Origin of the sequence: Rhizobium etli CFN 42 (genome assembly GCF_000092045.1) — a bacterium.
Lineage (GTDB): Bacteria > Pseudomonadota > Alphaproteobacteria > Rhizobiales > Rhizobiaceae > Rhizobium > Rhizobium etli.
Window position 1 is genome coordinate 416,548 of sequence record NC_007761.1, and the last position, 16,421, is coordinate 432,968.

16 protein-coding genes are annotated in these 16,421 nt (G+C 62.5%); 11 read left to right on the forward strand and 5 right to left on the reverse strand.

All coding sequences use genetic code 11. The features are described from left to right. Window positions 1-26 precede the first annotated feature (26 nt). The 5 genes from lptB (at window position 27) to ptsN (ending at window position 4,904) form a co-directional block, all read left to right on the forward strand. Window positions 27-803 carry an LPS export ABC transporter ATP-binding protein gene (gene lptB / locus RHE_RS02040; RefSeq protein ID WP_011423784.1) on the forward strand — a complete coding sequence of 259 codons (777 nt, stop codon included), beginning with the start codon at window positions 27-29 and terminating at the stop codon, window positions 801-803. A 144-nt stretch (window positions 804-947) separates the two neighbouring features. After that, window positions 948-2,507 carry an RNA polymerase factor sigma-54 gene (gene rpoN / locus RHE_RS02045; protein WP_011423785.1) on the forward strand — a complete coding sequence of 520 codons (1,560 nt, stop codon included), beginning with the start codon at window positions 948-950 and terminating at the stop codon, window positions 2,505-2,507. 88 nt (window positions 2,508-2,595) lie between these two features. Further along, the gene (locus RHE_RS02050) at window positions 2,596-3,501 is read left to right on the forward strand and encodes a DMT family transporter (RefSeq protein WP_041678532.1); all 906 of its coding nucleotides are present in this window, start codon (window positions 2,596-2,598) and stop codon (window positions 3,499-3,501) included. A 289-nt stretch (window positions 3,502-3,790) separates the two neighbouring features. Further along, window positions 3,791-4,366, forward strand: coding sequence for a ribosome hibernation-promoting factor, HPF/YfiA family (hpf, locus tag RHE_RS02055; protein WP_020920235.1), 576 nt, complete (start codon window positions 3,791-3,793; stop codon window positions 4,364-4,366). Window positions 4,367-4,439: 73 nt separating this feature from the next. Next, window positions 4,440-4,904, forward strand: coding sequence for a PTS IIA-like nitrogen regulatory protein PtsN (ptsN, locus tag RHE_RS02060; protein ID WP_011423788.1), 465 nt, complete (start codon window positions 4,440-4,442; stop codon window positions 4,902-4,904). Window positions 4,905-4,976: 72 nt separating this feature from the next. On the opposite strand, the gene RHE_RS02065 is transcribed toward ptsN, so the two are convergent. From RHE_RS02065 to RHE_RS02075, 3 genes are all read right to left on the reverse strand, one after another. After that, on the reverse strand, window positions 4,977-7,331 hold the full coding sequence (locus RHE_RS02065; protein ID WP_011423789.1) for a methyl-accepting chemotaxis protein: 2,355 nt from the start codon (window positions 7,329-7,331) through the stop codon (window positions 4,977-4,979). A gap of 239 nt (window positions 7,332-7,570) precedes the next feature. Next, window positions 7,571-8,470, reverse strand: a complete 900-nt coding sequence (locus RHE_RS02070) for a ribokinase (RefSeq protein ID WP_020920237.1) — start codon at window positions 8,468-8,470, stop codon at window positions 7,571-7,573. A gap of 79 nt (window positions 8,471-8,549) precedes the next feature. Beyond that, window positions 8,550-9,770 (reverse strand): DNA recombination protein RmuC, encoded by a 1,221-nt coding sequence (locus RHE_RS02075; protein ID WP_042117797.1) that lies wholly within the window; start codon window positions 9,768-9,770, stop codon window positions 8,550-8,552. A gap of 198 nt (window positions 9,771-9,968) precedes the next feature. Between RHE_RS02075 and RHE_RS02080 the strand changes: the two genes are divergently transcribed. The 6 genes from RHE_RS02080 (at window position 9,969) to truA (ending at window position 14,580) form a co-directional block, all read left to right on the forward strand. Next, complete coding sequence (locus tag RHE_RS02080; RefSeq protein WP_042119151.1) at window positions 9,969-11,465, forward strand: globin-coupled sensor protein; 1,497 nt, start codon at window positions 9,969-9,971, stop codon at window positions 11,463-11,465. Between the two features lie 98 nt (window positions 11,466-11,563). Beyond that, window positions 11,564-12,079: a peptide deformylase gene (gene def, locus RHE_RS02085; RefSeq protein ID WP_011423793.1), complete on the forward strand. Its 516-nt coding sequence runs from the start codon at window positions 11,564-11,566 to the stop codon at window positions 12,077-12,079. Window positions 12,080-12,144: 65 nt separating this feature from the next. Next, the gene (locus RHE_RS02090; protein WP_042117799.1) at window positions 12,145-12,405 is read left to right on the forward strand and encodes a FitA-like ribbon-helix-helix domain-containing protein; all 261 of its coding nucleotides are present in this window, start codon (window positions 12,145-12,147) and stop codon (window positions 12,403-12,405) included. Next, on the forward strand, window positions 12,402-12,821 hold the full coding sequence (locus tag RHE_RS02095) for a type II toxin-antitoxin system VapC family toxin (protein WP_011423794.1): 420 nt from the start codon (window positions 12,402-12,404) through the stop codon (window positions 12,819-12,821). The genes RHE_RS02090 and RHE_RS02095 overlap by 4 nt, the downstream gene beginning before the upstream one ends. 20 nt (window positions 12,822-12,841) lie before the next feature. Beyond that, window positions 12,842-13,777, forward strand: a complete 936-nt coding sequence (fmt, locus tag RHE_RS02100; protein WP_011423795.1) for a methionyl-tRNA formyltransferase — start codon at window positions 12,842-12,844, stop codon at window positions 13,775-13,777. Further along, window positions 13,777-14,580, forward strand: coding sequence for a tRNA pseudouridine(38-40) synthase TruA (truA, locus tag RHE_RS02105; RefSeq protein WP_011423796.1), 804 nt, complete (start codon window positions 13,777-13,779; stop codon window positions 14,578-14,580). The genes fmt and truA overlap by 1 nt, the downstream gene beginning before the upstream one ends. A 27-nt stretch (window positions 14,581-14,607) precedes the next feature. Here the strand turns inward: truA and RHE_RS02110 are convergent, their stop codons facing one another. Then, entirely contained in the window at window positions 14,608-15,204 is a 597-nt protein-coding gene (locus tag RHE_RS02110) for a hypothetical protein (protein ID WP_011423797.1), read from the reverse strand. Then, window positions 15,191-16,384 (reverse strand): succinyl-diaminopimelate desuccinylase, encoded by a 1,194-nt coding sequence (dapE, locus tag RHE_RS02115; protein WP_042117802.1) that lies wholly within the window; start codon window positions 16,382-16,384, stop codon window positions 15,191-15,193. Before dapE ends, RHE_RS02110 begins: the two co-directional genes overlap by 14 nt. Between the last annotated feature and the right edge of the window lie 37 nt (window positions 16,385-16,421).

The window sequence follows — 16,421 nt, forward strand, 5'->3', positions numbered from 1 at the left end:
ACGTGAAATTATCATCGCTATCCACCATGTTCGGCAGGCCTGAGCCGCAAGCTGCGGGTGCCGCCGACAAGAGCCGCTATCAGGGAACACTGATCGCCCGTGGTCTGACCAAGACCTATGCGACGCGCCGTGTCGTCAACGGCGTCTCCCTGGTGGTGCGTCGCGGCGAAGCCGTCGGTCTGCTCGGCCCGAACGGCGCCGGCAAGACGACCTGCTTTTACATGATCACCGGCCTGGTGCCGGTGGATGAAGGCACGATCGAGATCGATGGAAACGATGTCACGACCATGCCGATGTACCGCCGCTCGCGCCTCGGCGTCGGTTACCTGCCGCAGGAAGCCTCGATCTTTCGCGGCCTGACGGTGGAGGAAAATATCCGCGCCGTCCTCGAAGTGCATGTGAAGGACAAGCCCGAGCGCGAGCAGAAGCTCAATGAGCTGCTGGAGGAATTTCATATCCAGAAGCTGCGCAAGAGTGCGGCCGTCGCCCTTTCCGGCGGCGAACGCCGCCGCCTCGAAATCGCCCGCGCGCTTGCAACCGACCCGACCTTCATGCTGCTTGACGAGCCCTTCGCCGGTGTCGACCCGATTTCGGTCGCCGACATCCAGAACCTCGTCCACCATCTGACGGCCCGCGGCATCGGCGTTCTCATCACTGACCATAACGTGCGTGAGACGCTTGGTCTCATCGACCGCGCCTATATCATCCATGCCGGTGAAGTGCTGACCCACGGCCGGGCGAACGACATCGTCAACAACCCGGAAGTGCGCCGGCTTTATCTCGGCGACAATTTCAGCCTCTGATCCCGCGCTGATTCACCTTGCCGCGTAGTTCCGCTTGACCAAATGAGATAAAAAAGCAATTTTTGGGCCAACTGGATTTCCGTGGCCTGAAGCGTTAACTGGACGCGGTTTCCCGGAGGAATCGAGGGGAGTTTCGCGTCCGTCATGGCACTGTCCGCCAACCTATTCCTGCGCCAGAGCCAGTCCCTGGTCATGACGCCGCAACTGATGCAATCCATCCAGTTGCTGCAGATGACGCATTTCGAGCTCACCCAGTTCATCGCTCAGGAAGTGGAGAAGAACCCGCTGCTCGAATTTCCGTCGAATGACGGCGAGGCGGGCGACGAACGGGCGGCAGGCGAGGACGAGCAGTTCGGTCATTCGCCGGAGGACGCCGGCTCGGATGACGGCGCCGACAATCGCGCCGAGGCGCTGTCGAGCGACTGGTACGACAATGGCGGCAGCGAAAGCAGCAGCCGGCTGAACGACGAGCTCGACGCCAATTACACCAACGTCTTTCCCGATGACGGTGGTCCGCAGCGCCTCGACGCACCGGAACTCGTCGGTCAGTGGAAGTCGATGCCAGGCAGCGCCGACGGCGCCGATTACGATCTCGACGATTTTGTCGCCGGCCAGGTGTCGCTGCGCGATCATCTCGCTCAGCAGATCCCCTTCGTCCTGCCGGATATGAGCGATCGGCTGATCGCGCAGAAGTTTATCGATCAGCTCGACGATGCCGGTTACATCCAGGTCGATCTGCTCGAGACCGGCGAGCGCCTCGGCACGAGTCTCACGCAGGTCGAACACGTGCTCGCCGCCCTCCAGACGCTCGATCCGCCGGGTGTTTTCGCCCGCAGCCTCGCCGAATGCCTGGCGATCCAGCTCAGGCAGAAGGACCGTTACGACCCTGCCATGCAGGCGCTGGTCGAAAATCTCGAACTCCTGGCGCGGCGCGACTTCGCCACGCTGAAGCGGCTCTGCGGCGTTGATGAGGAAGATCTTCTCGACATGCTCGGCGAGATCCGCCAGCTCAATCCGAAGCCCGGTAGCGGTTTCGAGACGGGCGTTTCCGAAGCCATCATGCCCGATGTCGTCGTCAGGCCCTCCGCGGAGGGTGGCTGGCTGGTCGAGCTCAATCCGGATACGCTGCCGCGTGTGCTGGTTAATCAGTCCTATTTTTCCCGCGTGACCCGGAACGGCGAGGATCACGCCTTCCTTTCCGAGTGCCTGCAGAGCGCCAACTGGCTGACCCGCAGCCTCGACCAGCGGGCAAAGACCATCATGAAGGTGGCAAGCGAGATCGTCCGCCAGCAGGACGCCTTCCTGCTGCACGGTGTCGACCACTTGCGGCCGCTGAACCTGAAAACGGTGGCTGAGGCGATCAAGATGCATGAATCCACCGTCAGCCGCGTCACTTCGAACAAATATATGCTGACCCCGCGCGGCCTCTTCGAACTCAAATATTTCTTCACCGTATCGATCGGCGCCGTCGAGGGCGGCGACAGCCATTCGGCCGAGGCCGTGCGTCACAAGATCCGCGCGCTGATCATGCAGGAGAGCCCGGAGGCGGTGCTGTCCGATGACGATATCGTCGACATGCTGAAGAAGGGCGGCGTCGATCTCGCCCGCCGCACGGTCGCGAAATACCGGGAAGCGATGAACATCGCTTCCTCGGTCCAGCGCCGCCGCGAGAAACGGGCGCTCGCCAAGGTCGCGGGCTTCTGAGGCAGCAGGACGCTTCGACGGTGATCGAAGCATCCACTTCGCAAATTGGCCTATTTCTCCCGTGTCTTAAACGAATATCGATGTGCCTATGACGCCGCAAAATCCGAAGCTTGCCAAAGAACTTGTCCTGCTTTTGGTGCTGGCGACCCTCTGGGGTTCTTCCTACACCTTTATCAAGATCGGGGTCGAAACGATCCCGCCGGTGACCTTGATCGCGGTGCGCACACTGATCGCCGGCGCCATTCTGCTGGCCGTGCTTCGCCATCGGCATGTCCGCCTGCCGCGCGACCGCGCCACATGGCGCCTGTTCGTCGTCCAGGCCTGCCTGAACAGCGTCATTCCTTTCACGCTGATCGCCTGGGCGGAGCAGTCCGTCGATGCCGGACTGGCGGTGATCCTGAATTCGGCGACGCCGATCTTCACCTTCCTGCTGACCGTGTCGATAACCCGCCATGAGCAGGCGACGGCGCGAAAGCTATTCGGCGTCGTCTCCGGGCTTGCCGGCATCTGCCTCGTCATCGGCGTCGAAGCGCTCGGCGGTCTTGGCGAAAGCCTGATGGCGCAGCTCGCCATCATCCTGGCGACCATCTGTTATGCCGGGGCCGCGATTTTCAGCAAGAACTTCAGAGGCCTTGATCCCGCTGTGCCGGCGGCCGGTTCGCTGATCTCGGGCGCGGTCATTCTGATGCCCGTGAGCCTGATCGTCGATCGGCCGTGGGGGCTCGATCCCTCGGCCGCATCGGTGCTGGCGTTGCTTGGCCTTTCCGCCTTTTCGACGGCGCTTGCCTTTACGATCTATTTCCGCCTCGTTCAGACGCTGGGTTCGGTCGGAACCACGTCGCAAGCCTATCTCCGCGTGCCGATCGGTGTCGCGATCGGTATCGTCTTCCTCGGTGAAAGCCTGAGCCCGACGGCCTGGATCGGGCTCACCTGCGTCATTCTCGGTGTCATCGCCATGACGATGCCGCGCACAACGCAGGCCCGAAGCGCGTGAGCTCATGAAAGGAAGTTGCTGGAAGGCTCCTTCCGCAGGAGATTTGCTACAGCTTCTACGATCGCGCCCGGGGCTGATTCGGCCTCCTATTGACTTTCTGGTAAGCTCTGGCTAGAAGCCCGCCGCAATCGACGCCGTGAGCGCTTTTTGAAGTTATCCCCATCATCCCAAGGGCACCGAGGGCCCGCAGGCCCACGCCGATCTTGCTTGAGATTGCGCGAAGTGCTTGGATGAACCTAAGGCTTGGCGTAAACTGATACCCGCAAACGACCATAAGAAGGGAAACTCCATGAGTGTGCGTGTATCCGGGAAACATATGGAAATTGGTGAATCCTTCCGTCAAAAGATCGAGGACCAAATTGCTATGGCCATCACGAAATACTTCGACGGGGGGTATTCCGGCCAGGTGACCGTCGAAAAGGCGAGTTCTCGTTTCTCGGCAGACTGCAAGCTTCATCTCGACAGCGGGGTGGTGCTGCATGCCGCCGGCGAAGCAACCGATCCGCTGCTTGCCTTCGACGCCGCTTCCGAGCGCATCGAGAAGCGTCTGCGCCGCTACAAGCGCAAGCTGAAGGACCATCATGCCGGAAACCACCTGAATGGCTTTGCAGAAGTCTCCTACACGGTCATGGACTCCGTTCCTGATCACGAGGATGAAATTCCCGACGATTTCGCCCCGGCAATCGTCGCTGAAAGCACGAAGCAGTTGAAGACCATGTCCGTCGCCACCGCCGTGATGGCGCTCGACATGACCGATGAGCCGCTTCTCCTGTTCCGCAGTCCCGGCAAGGAACATCTGAATATCGTTTATCGTCGGCACGACGGAAATATTGGCTGGATCGATTCAGCCAATATCAAAGGCTGAGATCAGGGCGGTGAGCGGCGGTATCGCCGCCGCTCCTCGCATCATCTGATCCCGGCGACAGAAGGAAAAAGAAATGGCATTGGCAGATTTGCTCCATCAGGATGCGATCATTCCCGCCCTCAGAGTAAATTCCAAGAAACAGTTGCTTCAGGAATTGGCGGCAAGAGCCGCGAGGATCACCGGGCTCTCCGAACGGGAGATTTTCGACGTCATCCTGCAGCGCGAACGCCTCGGCTCGACCGGCGTAGGCAACGGTATCGCCATTCCCCACGGCAAGCTGGTGAACATTCATTCGATCGTCGGCATCTTCGCCCGGCTGGAGCAGCCTGTCGATTTCGAAGCGCTGGACGACCAGCCCGTCGATCTCGTCTTCCTGCTGCTGGCACCGGAGGGCGCCGGCGCCGATCATCTCAAAGCCCTGTCGCGCATCGCCCGCGTCCTGCGCGATCAAGACCTGGTTGCAAAGCTGCGGGCCACCGATTCCGCCTCGGCGATCTACGCCTTCCTCAACGAGGAGCAGACGTCGAACGCTGCTTGAGCTGCATAATCCCTAAATGAAAAAAGGCGCCTGATTTCGCAGGCGCCTTTTTTCTTATGCAGGGCTGAACGGTCAGAACTCTTCCCAGTTATCCCGAGCCACGGCAGCCGAGCCATGCGATTGAGGCGTGGTGCGGCGGGTCGCCGGGGCGTGGCGGACCGCGGGAGCGGCCGCGAAATGCGAGGGGGCTGCAGCCGGCGCACGCATCTGCCTTGCCACGGAGGCGGGTGCCGTCGCGTTGGCGGAGCCGGAGACGCTGAAGCGTGTGGCGAGCGCCTTCAGCGTCTGCGCCTCGTCGTTGAGCGCCACGCTGGCGGCGGTCGCTTCCTCCACCATCGCCGCATTCTGCTGCGTCACCTGATCCATCTGGTTCATGGCCTGGTTGATTTCCTTCAGCCCGACCGCCTGTTCGCTCGCCGATGCCGAGATCTGCCGGATGAGGCTGTTGATGCCCATCACCTGTTCGGCGATCTTGTGCAGCGTGCCGCCGGCGCGCCCGACGAGATCGACGCCTTCCTTGACCTGGACGGCCGAGGTGTTGATCAGCGTCTTGATCTCCTTGGCAGCATTGGCCGAACGCTGCGCGAGTTCACGCACTTCCTGGGCGACGACGGCAAAACCCTTGCCGGCCTCGCCGGCGCGGGCCGCTTCGACGCCGGCATTCAGCGCCAGCAGGTTCGTCTGGAAGGCGATTTCGTCGATGACGCCGATGATCCGCGAAACCTCCGTCGAAGACTGCTCGATCCCATGCATGGAGGCGATGGCTTTCTGCACCACTTCGCCTGATTTCTCGGCATCCTGGCAGGCGAGGTTGACGTTGTCGGCAGCCGTGCGGGCATTCTCGGCACTGGAATTGACCTGGGCGGTAAGCTCATTGAGCGCTGCCGCCGTCTCTTCCAGGCTTGCCGCCTGCTGCTCGGTGCGTTTGGCGAGGTCGGAAGCGCTGTTGCTGATCTCGCCGGTGCCGGCGCCGATATTGACGACGCTGAGATTCATCGTGTTGATGGTCTCTTCGAGGCTCGCAAGCGCGGCGTTGAAGTCCTGCTTCAGTTTGCCGTATTCGCCGGGGAATTCCTCGGTGATGCGGTGACCCAGATTGCCCTGGGACAGTTCGGAAAGGCCGGCGCCGACGATCGAGACGATATGACGCTGCAGCGACACCGATTGTTGCCGTTCCGATTCCGAACGGCTGCGCTCGGTCTCGGCGGCCTGTCGCTGGTGGGTGGCCTCGTCTTCGAGGCGCCTGGAGTCGGCGAGTTTGAAGCGGAAGCCTTCGAGCGCCTTGGCGACCGAACCGACTTCGTCGGTACGGTCCTGGGCAGTGATGGGTTCGGCATATTCGCCGTCGCTGAGCGTTTTGACGCTAGCGACAAGGCTGCCGAGCGGCCGCTGTACGAGCGAGCGGACGGCGAAATAGAGCGCGAGCATCACCGCGCCGAGCACGACGAGGCCGGTGGCAATCATCATGTAGGTCTGGTCCTGCACCGGCGCGTTGATCGCCGTGTGCGGGACATCGACGAGCACGACCCACGTGGCGTTGACGCCGGGGACTTCGAACGGATAGACGACGCGGTCAAAGGGGGCGAGGCCGTCATAGGTGAGGTTCCGGACAAGGCCGGGCTGCTTGTTCGACAGCGCCGCCTTGACGACGTCGGCGCCCTCGCCGTCATAGGGTTTGGTCATCAGGTCGGGGATCGGCGCGACGATCCAGTTGCCCGCCTGCGAGAGCAGGGTCACCCGGCCGGAGCCGAAAGGATGCAGTGCCTGCAGCTTGTCGGTCAGCGACTTCAGCGAGATGTCGACACCGCCGACACCGATCATCTTGCCGCCCGATATGACGGGATAGGCAATGGACGTCAGCAGCGTCGGCACATCTGTTCCCTGGGCGAGGTAGGGGGTCGTGATCGCGCCCTTGCCGCTGTCGGCAGCAAGCTTCCACCATTCGGCGGTATAATCATTGTCGAAGGTGGAGTACTGGATGCCACCGTCCTTGGTCTTCGACCAATAGGGCGTGAAGGCGCCGTTCTTGTTCGTGCCTTCGTCATTATTGTTGGCGATCTCGGTGGTCTTGCCGTCGAGCGCGCCGAGCTGCTCGCAGAACCAGCTGCCGAAGGCAAAGGCATTCTGTTCGAGATTGGCTTTCAGCACGTTGATCATGCCCCTGCGGTCGAGCGACTTGCCGTCATGGGCGCGGCCGAGGACGCCCATCATGCTGCGTGCGGCGCTGGCGAGCTCGCCGACATTGGCGGCAATTTCATTGGCGATCGATTTTGCTTCGAGGCTGGCCTGATCCATCGTCAGCGTCTGGACGCGATCCCGGGTCTGGCCGATGAGGAAGAAATTCGAAACGATGAGAACAAGTGCGATGGCGATGCCGGTAATGACGATAAGTTTCGCTGCAAGCGATTTCATGCGAAAGATGAACATGGGGTCCTCGGGCAAGGATGCGCCGAACGGCCATTCTTCGGCACAGGAGCGAAGGCATGGCTCCGTCATGGAGCAGCCGCATGAGCCGCGGATCCAAAGCGCGAAGACCCGGCGATCACTGGGAGGATCGCCGGAGACCCCTTAAATTTGAGTGAAACTCTAGTGGTTTATGTGAGGAGAGCCGCAGAAATCCCCTCGAAATTGAAGGGGGGCCGGCCACCGTTCGCAAGGAGGCCAGCCTACATCCTGTCTGCGACTTCCTCGCTCAAAGGAATCGACGGTTGCGCGCCTGATTTGAGGCATGCGAGTGAACCGGCGACCGCCGCCCGGCGCAGCGCCGTCGGAAAATCGAGTCCGCCGTCGAGGCTGGCGGCGAAATAGCCGCAGAAGGTGTCTCCCGCTCCAACCGTGTCGACAGGATCGATCGCCAGCCCTTGCGCCCGTGAAATGACCCCGTCCCGGATGGCGATGACGCCGTCACCGCCGAGCGTCACGATCAGCGTCTGGCCGGTTTCCTGATGCAGGCGTACAAGCGCTGCCTCGCGCGCTTGTGCGTCCATGCCGTTCTGTCCGGCAAGCCGCTCGAACTCGGTCTCATTGGCAATGACGATATCGGCCAGGCGACCGAGACGCGGTGCATCGGGGATCAAGGGGGCGAGGTTGAGGATGCTGGTGATGCCCTTGGCGCGCGCGGCCGAGAGCGCGCGTTCGACGGCTGCGACGGGCACCTCGAGCTGCAACATCAGTATGTCGCCTTCGTTCATGCGGCCGATCGCGATTTGCGCATCCGCAGGCATGACCATGCCGTTGGCGCCCGGAACCACGGCGATCATGTTCTCGCCGTCGCCGCCGACCAGGATCAACGCCGTGCCTGTGGGACCATCGACATGCTTGACGAGGGAGAGGTCGGTTCCCGCCTCATCGAGCAGGGCAAGAGCATCGGCGGCAAAAGCATCCTTGCCGACGGCACCGGCCATATGCACATAGCGGCCGGCGCGACGGGCTGCCAGCGCCTGGTTGGCGCCCTTGCCGCCGGCGGCCGTGGCAAAACCGTTGCCGGCCACCGTTTCGCCGGGCTTCGGCAGTCGCTCGGTCGTGGCGATGAGATCCATGTTGATGGATCCGAAAACTGTGATCATCAGGCTGTCCCGTCTGTTGGAGCATGCAAATGACATCATGCTCCTGCTATTTCATGGGGCGAGACACTGCCCGAAGCGGTCACTCCTCGTCAACCACCCGAAGCTTTAGAAGGCCGGTTCGGCTTTCCACGGATTTGGCTGGGGTCTCGTCGCGGGCGGGCGTGGCCTCGCCGCCTGCCTCGAATTCCAGCGCCTCGATCTTGGCGCCGCGCTTGGTGAGCTTGTCGGCTGACGTGACGACCATGTCGATGTCTTTCTGCGCCATGGCGAAATGGCCCTGCAGCTTGCGCACCCGCTCGTCGAGGCGGCCGAGATCGTCCATCAGCAGCGCCACCTCGCCCTGGATCAGATGTGCCTGCGCCCGCATGCGCTGGTCTTTCAGCACCGCCTGGATGACCTGGATCGACAGCATCAGCAGTGACGGCGAGACGATGACGATGCGCGCCCGGTGTGCCTTCTGCACCAGAGGCTCGAAGTTCTCGTGGATCTCCGCGAAGATCGATTCCGACGGCACGAAGAGAAAGGCCGTCTCCTGGGTTTCCCCCTGAATCAGATATTTCTCCGAAATATCCCGGATATGGATCTCTAGATCGCGGCGGAACTGCTGGCCGGCAATTTTGGCGGCCTCGGGGCTGCCGGCGTCACGGATGGCGTTCCAGGCTTCAAGCGGGAACTTCGCATCGATGACAAGCGGCGGCGCGCCGTTCGGCATGCGGATGGTGCAGTCCGGCCGCGAGCCGTTCGAGAGCGTCTGCTGGAAGGCATAAGCGCCCATTGGCAGGCCGTCGGCGACGATCGTTTCCATCCGCGACTGGCCGAAGGCGCCACGCGTCTGCTTGTTCGAGAGAATCGCCTGCAGTCCGACGACGTCCTTGGCGAGCGTCTGGATGTTGTTCTGCGCGGCATCGATGACCGCCAGTCGCTCCTGCAGCCGCTGCAGGTTCTCATGCGTCGATTTCGTCTGCTCGGTAATTGTCGAGCTGACGCGCTGCGACATGCCGTCGAGACGCTGGCTGATTGCCTGGTTGAGCTCGCTCTGCCGCGCGCCGAAGACCTCGGCCATCGCCGTGATGCGGCCCTGCATCTCCGCCTGGATCTTCAGAAGCTCGGCCATGCGGGCCTCGCTTTCGCCAGCCCGCAGGCTCGCCTCCTCTGCCTGCTCGCGGCGGAGGCTGGCGCCGCGCAAGAGAAGGATGATCACCAGAAGCACGAAGGCGATGAGAACGCCGCCGGCAAGCGCCAGCACGGCCGGACTGAGCGAGACGACGGAGAGGGCGAGCGATTCGGAATGAACGGTCATGCCGCAACCATAACAGAAGATGCGGCAATATATAGATCAAAACGTGAACGAATTTGGCGATCCTCAATTTCCCCATGTCGCCTTTTTCCTCGCCGATGCGGAAAATCGCGGCCTATTTAACCATTGTTCAACCATATTGACCAAAATCTGTGCCGCAGAATTCCCTCCCGCGCCGTTGCGCCAAGTACAGAGATTTCCATGACATCCCAGCAGACTGATAGTGCCCTCAGACAGCGCCTCGATTTCATCGAATTGGACGAGGCGGCGCGCCGGTCGATGCGGGATCTCAGCCCCGTCATATCAGAGCTGATCGGCGCTGCCCTCGATAAGTTTTATGCCAAAGTCGCCAGGACCCCCGCCGTCTCAGGCTTTTTTTCTGATAAGAACCATGTCGCCCATGCGAAGAAGCGCCAGCAAGATCATTGGGGTAAGCTTGCCAGCGGCGCCTTCGACGAAACCTATGTGGACGGCGTGACCGCGGTCGGCCGCACGCATGCCCGCATCGGGCTGGAGCCGCGCTGGTATATCGGCGGCTACGCCCTTGTTATGTCTGAACTCGTCAAGGGCATCATGGAGAAGCAGTGGCCGTCGGTCTTCGCGCGCCAGCAGGGCAGGCAGTTGGCCGAGAAGCTGTCGGCCGTCATCAAATCAGGCATGCTCGACATCGATTATTCCATCTCGGTCTATCTCGAGACTCTTGAAGCCAAACGCCAGGCTCTGGAAGAGCAGTGTGCCCAGGCCGAAGCTGATCAGGCGATGGCGCTGGACCAACTGCGCCGCGGTTTGGAGGCGCTGTCGAGCGGTGATCTCGAGGCCACTCTGCCATCCGACCTGCCAGGCAATTTCCGGCAGATGGCCGAGGATTACAATCGTGCCGTCAAGGCCCTTCGCCAGTCCTTCGCGTCGGTGCGCGACACGTCGGGCCATATCATGAATGGCGCCGACGTCATCTCCAATGCGACCAACGACCTGGCGTTGCGCACTGCCCAGCAGGCGGCGGGCGTCGAGGAGAGTTCGGCTGCCCTGCAGCAGCTTTCCGTCAGCGTCGGCCAGACCGCCGCCAATGCCGAGAAAGCTTCGGACGCCGTACGCGAGACGCAGCAGAAGGCGAAGAATTCGGGTGAACTCGTCACCAGCGCCGTCTCGGCGATGGCCGGCATCGAGAAATCCTCGACGGAAATTTCCAAGATCATCGGCGTCATCGACGAGATCGCCTTTCAGACCAATCTTCTGGCGCTGAACGCCGGCGTCGAGGCAGCACGTGCCGGCGATGCTGGCAAGGGTTTTGCCGTCGTTGCCCAGGAAGTCCGCCAACTCGCCCAGCGCACGGCCGAAGCCGCCAAGGAGATCAAGAACCTGATCTCGCAGAGCTCGACCCAGGTCAATGAGGGTGTCGGCATCGTCTCCAGCACCGGCGAAGCGCTGAATGACATGATCGGCCGCATCGACATCATCAACCGCTTCGTCGCCGATATCGCCGCTGCCGCCCGCGATCAGGCGACCGGCGTCAACGAGGTCAGCGTGGCAATCCGCAGCATGGGCGAGATCACCCAGCAGAATTCCGGCATGGTCGAGCGCACTTCGGCGGAAACTGGTCGCCTCAAGGAGGAGGTGGACCACCTGATCGAGCTGCTGCGACGCTTCCGTGCCCGGCCGGAAGCCCATGCTGCCATCACTGCTCGCCGGGCAGCTTGATGCGAATATGGCGAAATTCCGGGCGGGGATGCAAAAAAGCGTCTTCGCCGCCCGCCGGATAATTCCATAGCGCGAAAAGATGGGTTATGGGAACGCCCATGACCATCAAGCCACTCATCATTCTTCCCGACCCCGTTCTCCGTCAGCTCTCCAAGCCGATCGAGCGTGTGGATGCCGACCTGCAGCGCCTTGCCGACGACATGCTGGAAACCATGTACGACGCGCCGGGCATCGGCCTTGCCGCAATCCAGATCGGCGTGCCGCGCCGCATGCTGGTCATTGACGTCTCCCGCGAGGGCGAGGAAAAGCAGCCGCAGGTCTTCATCAATCCCGAGATCGTCAAATCCTCCGACGACCGCTCGGTCTATGAGGAAGGCTGCCTGTCGATTCCGGATTATTATGCCGAGGTCGAGCGCCCGGCTACCGTCTCGGTCAAGTATCTCGATCGCGAGGGCAAGGAGCAGATGGTGGAGGCCGATGGGCTGCTCGCCACCTGCCTGCAGCACGAGATCGACCATCTGAACGGCGTGCTCTTCATCGACCACATCTCGCGGCTGAAGCGGGAGATGGTGATCAAGAAGTTCACCAAGGCGGCGAAGTCCAAGGCGCTCTGAGTGTTGCGTTGAAAATGCGCCGGCGAGGCACTATGATATCACCGATATCATGATGGAGGTGCCGAATGGGTGACCTGCTTATTCGCGATGTTCCTGATGCAATGAAGCGGCAGCTTCAGGAAAGCGCGCAGCGTAATGGCCGCAGCCTTTCGGAAGAGGCGATCGAAATCATCCGCCGGCAGATTGCCGTCGGGCATTCGGGGGCTTCCGCCGGACAGCGCCTGCGCTCGCTGATGAGCGATGAAAGATTGACCGATGAGGAAGTGGAATCCATCGCCGCATCCCGCCACGAATCGGACCGCGAACCGCCGCACTTCGACAAATGATCGTCCTCGATACGAATGTGATTTCCGAGTTGCAGGGGAGAACCCACAGCGAGCGGATATTGAACTGGCTTGATGGCTACGACGTCGAGACGCTTTTTCTGACGACGATCGCCGTCGCTGAAATGCGCTATGGTCTCGAACTTCTCGACGATGGCAGGCGGAAGGCAACTTTGATAGCCGACTTCAACAGGATCGAGTCGGAATTTGCCGGCCGCATCCTCGGTTTTTCCCCGAGCGCGGCCAATCGCCACGGCCTCCTGGCGGCTCAGCGTAGGAAGGCTGGGCGGCCGATGGAGACCAAGGATGCCATGATTGCCGCCATCTGCCTTGCAAATGGCGGCACTCTGGCCACCCGGAACACCCGAGATTTCGAGGGGCTTGATCTCAAGCTCGTAAACCCGTTTGAAGACGGCTGATCCTCAATTGGCGAGATAGAATGTCTCTTAGCATCATTTTCATGGGAACCCCGGAGTTCTCCGTTCCGACCCTGCGCCTGCTCGCCGACGCCGGCCACAGGATCGTCGCCGTCTATACGCAGCCGCCGCGGCCGGGTGGCCGGCGCGGGCTCGATCTGCAGAAATCGCCGGTGCACCAGGCGGCCGAGCTGCTCGGTCTGCCGGTCTTCACCCCGGTTAATTTCAAGGATGCGGAGGAGCGCGAGAGGTTTGCCGCGTTCAAGGCCGATGTCGCCGTCGTCGTCGCCTACGGGCTGCTGCTACCCGAGGCGGTTTTGAACGGCACCCGCGACGGCTGCTATAACGGGCATGCCTCGCTTCTGCCGCGCTGGCGGGGTGCTGCGCCGATCCAGCGCGCGATCATGGCAGGCGATGAAAAGACCGGCATGATGGTGATGAAAATGGACAAGGGTCTCGACACCGGCCCAGTCGCGCTGAGCCGCGAAGTCGAGATCGGTCCGAACATGACGGCTGGCGAACTGCACGACCGGCTGATGCAGGTCGGCGCCAAGGCGATGGCGGAAGCCATGGTGAAGCTGGAGATGAACGACCTGCCGCTGACGCCGCAGCCGCAAGACGGCGTGCTTTATGCCGCCAAGATCGATAAGGCCGAGACGCGCATCGATTTCGGAAGAGATGCCAGGGATGTGCACAATCATATCCGTGGCCTGGCGCCATTCCCCGGCGCCTGGTTCGAGCTTGAGATCGGCGGCAAGCCGGAACGGGTGAAGGTGCTCGGCTCGGAGTTGGCCGAGGGGCAGGGGACCGCGGGGCAGTTGCTGACCGACGATCTCCTCGTCGGCTGTGCTTCCGGCGCGGTGCGGCTGACGCGGCTGCAGAAGGCAGGCGGCAAGCCGCTTGCCGCGGCCGATTTCCTCAGGGGCACGCCGCTTGGCGCAGGCACGAGGCTTTCCTGATGCCGCGCTACCGCATGACCGTCGAATATGACGGCGGCCCCTATGTCGGCTGGCAGCGGCAAGAGAATGGTCCCTCGGTGCAGGGTGCGATCGAAGCCGCGGTGCTGTCGCTGACCGGCGAGACCGTTTCGGTCCGCGGCGCCGGCCGCACCGATTCCGGCGTCCACGCCATGGGACAGGTGATCCATGCCGATCTTTCGAAGGAATGGTCGCCCTACCAGCTGCAGAACGCCCTGAATGCGCATCTGAGGCTGGCCGGCGAGCGCGTCTCCATTCTCGACGTCGCGGCGGTTCCCGAATTCTTCGATGCCCGCTTCTCGGCTTTGCGCCGCCATTATCTCTACCGCATCGTGAGCCGCCGGGCGCCGCTGGCGCTCGAAGCCGGCAAGGCCTGGTGGGTGCCGAAGACCCTCGACGACGAGGTCATGCATGCCGCCGCCCAGCGGCTGGTCGGCCGGCATGATTTCTCCACCTTCCGCTCCGCCCATTGCCAGGCGAACAGTCCGGTGCGCACGCTCGACCGGCTCGATGTGACGCGCAGCGGTGCGCTGATCGAGATCCGTGCCACCGCGCAGAGCTTCCTCCACAACCAGATCCGTTCCTTCGCCGGTACGCTGAAGCTCGCCGGCGAGGGCAAATGGACGCCCGACGATGTCGAGGCGGCACTCGAAGCGCGCGACCGCAAGGCCTGCGGCCCGGTGGCGCCGCCCGACGGGCTCTATTTCCTGCAGGTGGATTATCCTGAGGTGATCACCGATCGCCGTAGGCTGCCCGCCGACGAAAGCGACGACGATCTCTCATGATGGTCCAATCTCATGCGATAACGCGGCTCAGGCGGGATAAATGCCGAGGAAGTGCTGCAGATATTCCGACAGGATCATCGACGGCACCAGCAGCACCAGCGTCAGCGCCCCGACCATCAGCGCGTGATCGTGGCAGATCATCCGGAGGATGCGCGCCAGCACGAAGACCTGTGCCAGCATGAAGGCGAGCAGCAGCAACGAGACGAGGCCGACGGCGCCGGGCAGGAAGAACACCAGCGCCAGCAGCAGGCCGTTGACATAGGAGAGCGGCACACCAAGCCAGTTGACGCTGACGACGACCGGGGCGAAGCGTTCGCCCATGCGGAAGGCAAGCAGCAGCAGCCCGGCAAAGACCAGCGGCACGATCCAGTTGGCGATCTCGACGAGGCCGAGCCTGATATAAAAGGCAAAATCGACATCGGCCTCCGGCGGCATCGAGCGCAGGAAGGCCTGTCGCCACCAGAGCCAGGAAATGCCCGTCGGCGGCAGGCACCAGACCATCGCCCAGAACGAGCGGTTGACGCCGCGCTCCGACAGATCGAGGAAGCGGAAGCCGCGCGGATCCATCCGGATCAGCAGCCAGAGGCCGGCCAGATAATACTGGACTTCCCTAAGACCCGGCATGGGCGAACCAGCGGTCGATGAAGGTCTGGTAGATCGCCGTCAGCGTCTCCAGATCGGCAACGGCGACGCGCTCGTCGACCATGTGCATCGTCTGGCCGACGAGGCCGAACTCGACGACCGGGCAATAATCCTTGATGAAGCGCGCATCCGACGTGCCGCCGGTGGTCGAAAGCGCCGGCGAGCGGCCGGCCACGCTTTCGATGGCCGAAGACAGCGAGGCGATCAGAGCATTGTTGCGGGTCAGGAAGACGTGGCTCGGCCGGTCGGCCCAGACGATATCATATTTGGCCGGCGGCCTGCCTGGACGCAGCTGGCCATTGCCTGCGGCGGCTTCGAGACGGCGCAAGATTTCGGCGCGCAGCGTTTCGACGGTCCAGCTGTCGTTGAAGCGGATGTTGAAGCTTGCCGATGCCTTGGCCGGAATGACGTTCGTCGCAGGGTTGCCGACATCGACCGTCGTCACTTCGAGGTTCGATGGCTGGAAATCGTCGGTGCCGCCATCGAAGGGCGGGTCCATCAGCGCCTGCGTCAGTTGCAATAGGCCGCGCACTGGATTGTCGGCCAGGTGCGGGTAGGCGGCATGGCCCTGTACGCCATGCACCGTGATCTTCCCCGACAGCGAGCCGCGCCGGCCGATCTTGATCATGTCGCCGAGCCGGTCCGGATTGGTCGGTTCTCCCACAAGGCAGGCGTCCCAGCGTTCGCCGCGCTCCGCCGCCCATTGCAGCAGTTTGATCGTGCCGTTGATCGCCGGGCCTTCTTCGTCGCCGGTGACGAGGAAGGAGATCGAGCCGGCAGGCGGGCCGCTCTTTTCGATATGGCGGGCGACGGCGGCGACGAAACACGCGATGCCGCCCTTCATGTCGACGGCGCCGCGGCCGAAGAGCTCGCCGTTAGATATTTCGGCGGCAAAGGGCGGATGCGTCCAGGCGGCCTCGTCGCCGACCGGCACCACATCCGTATGGCCGGCGAACATCAGATGCGGGCCGTCGCGGCCGAGGCGGGCATAGAGGTTCTCGATAGCGGCTGTGCCCTCTTCGCGTGCCGTCACCCTGTCGACCGTAAAGCCGAGCGGCGTGAGCATGGCGTCGAGCGCCGTGAGCGCGCCGCCTTCGGCGGGCGTCACGGATGGGCAGCGAATCAATGTCTGGAGATTAGCGACGGGGTCGGTTGCGGTCATGGCGGTCGAACTATCCGGCGGGAATGGCAAAGACATG

Coding starts and splice junctions, on each gene's coding strand:
- RHE_RS02090 (WP_042117799.1), top strand. CDS start 12,145: ATGGGTGACCTGCTTATTCGCGATGTTCCTGATGCAATGAAGCGGCAG.
- RHE_RS02050 (WP_041678532.1), top strand. CDS start 2,596: ATGACGCCGCAAAATCCGAAGCTTGCCAAAGAACTTGTCCTGCTTTTG.
- RHE_RS02065 (WP_011423789.1), bottom strand. CDS start 7,331: ATGTTCATCTTTCGCATGAAATCGCTTGCAGCGAAACTTATCGTCATT.
- RHE_RS02110 (WP_011423797.1), bottom strand. CDS start 15,204: ATGCCGGGTCTTAGGGAAGTCCAGTATTATCTGGCCGGCCTCTGGCTG.
- RHE_RS02070 (WP_020920237.1), bottom strand. CDS start 8,470: ATGATCACAGTTTTCGGATCCATCAACATGGATCTCATCGCCACGACC.
- RHE_RS02095 (WP_011423794.1), top strand. CDS start 12,402: ATGATCGTCCTCGATACGAATGTGATTTCCGAGTTGCAGGGGAGAACC.
- rpoN (WP_011423785.1), top strand. CDS start 948: ATGGCACTGTCCGCCAACCTATTCCTGCGCCAGAGCCAGTCCCTGGTC.
- fmt (WP_011423795.1), top strand. CDS start 12,842: ATGTCTCTTAGCATCATTTTCATGGGAACCCCGGAGTTCTCCGTTCCG.
- ptsN (WP_011423788.1), top strand. CDS start 4,440: ATGGCATTGGCAGATTTGCTCCATCAGGATGCGATCATTCCCGCCCTC.
- dapE (WP_042117802.1), bottom strand. CDS start 16,384: ATGACCGCAACCGACCCCGTCGCTAATCTCCAGACATTGATTCGCTGC.
- truA (WP_011423796.1), top strand. CDS start 13,777: ATGCCGCGCTACCGCATGACCGTCGAATATGACGGCGGCCCCTATGTC.
- def (WP_011423793.1), top strand. CDS start 11,564: ATGACCATCAAGCCACTCATCATTCTTCCCGACCCCGTTCTCCGTCAG.
- lptB (WP_011423784.1), top strand. CDS start 27: ATGTTCGGCAGGCCTGAGCCGCAAGCTGCGGGTGCCGCCGACAAGAGC.
- RHE_RS02075 (WP_042117797.1), bottom strand. CDS start 9,770: ATGACCGTTCATTCCGAATCGCTCGCCCTCTCCGTCGTCTCGCTCAGT.
- RHE_RS02080 (WP_042119151.1), top strand. CDS start 9,969: ATGACATCCCAGCAGACTGATAGTGCCCTCAGACAGCGCCTCGATTTC.
- hpf (WP_020920235.1), top strand. CDS start 3,791: ATGAGTGTGCGTGTATCCGGGAAACATATGGAAATTGGTGAATCCTTC.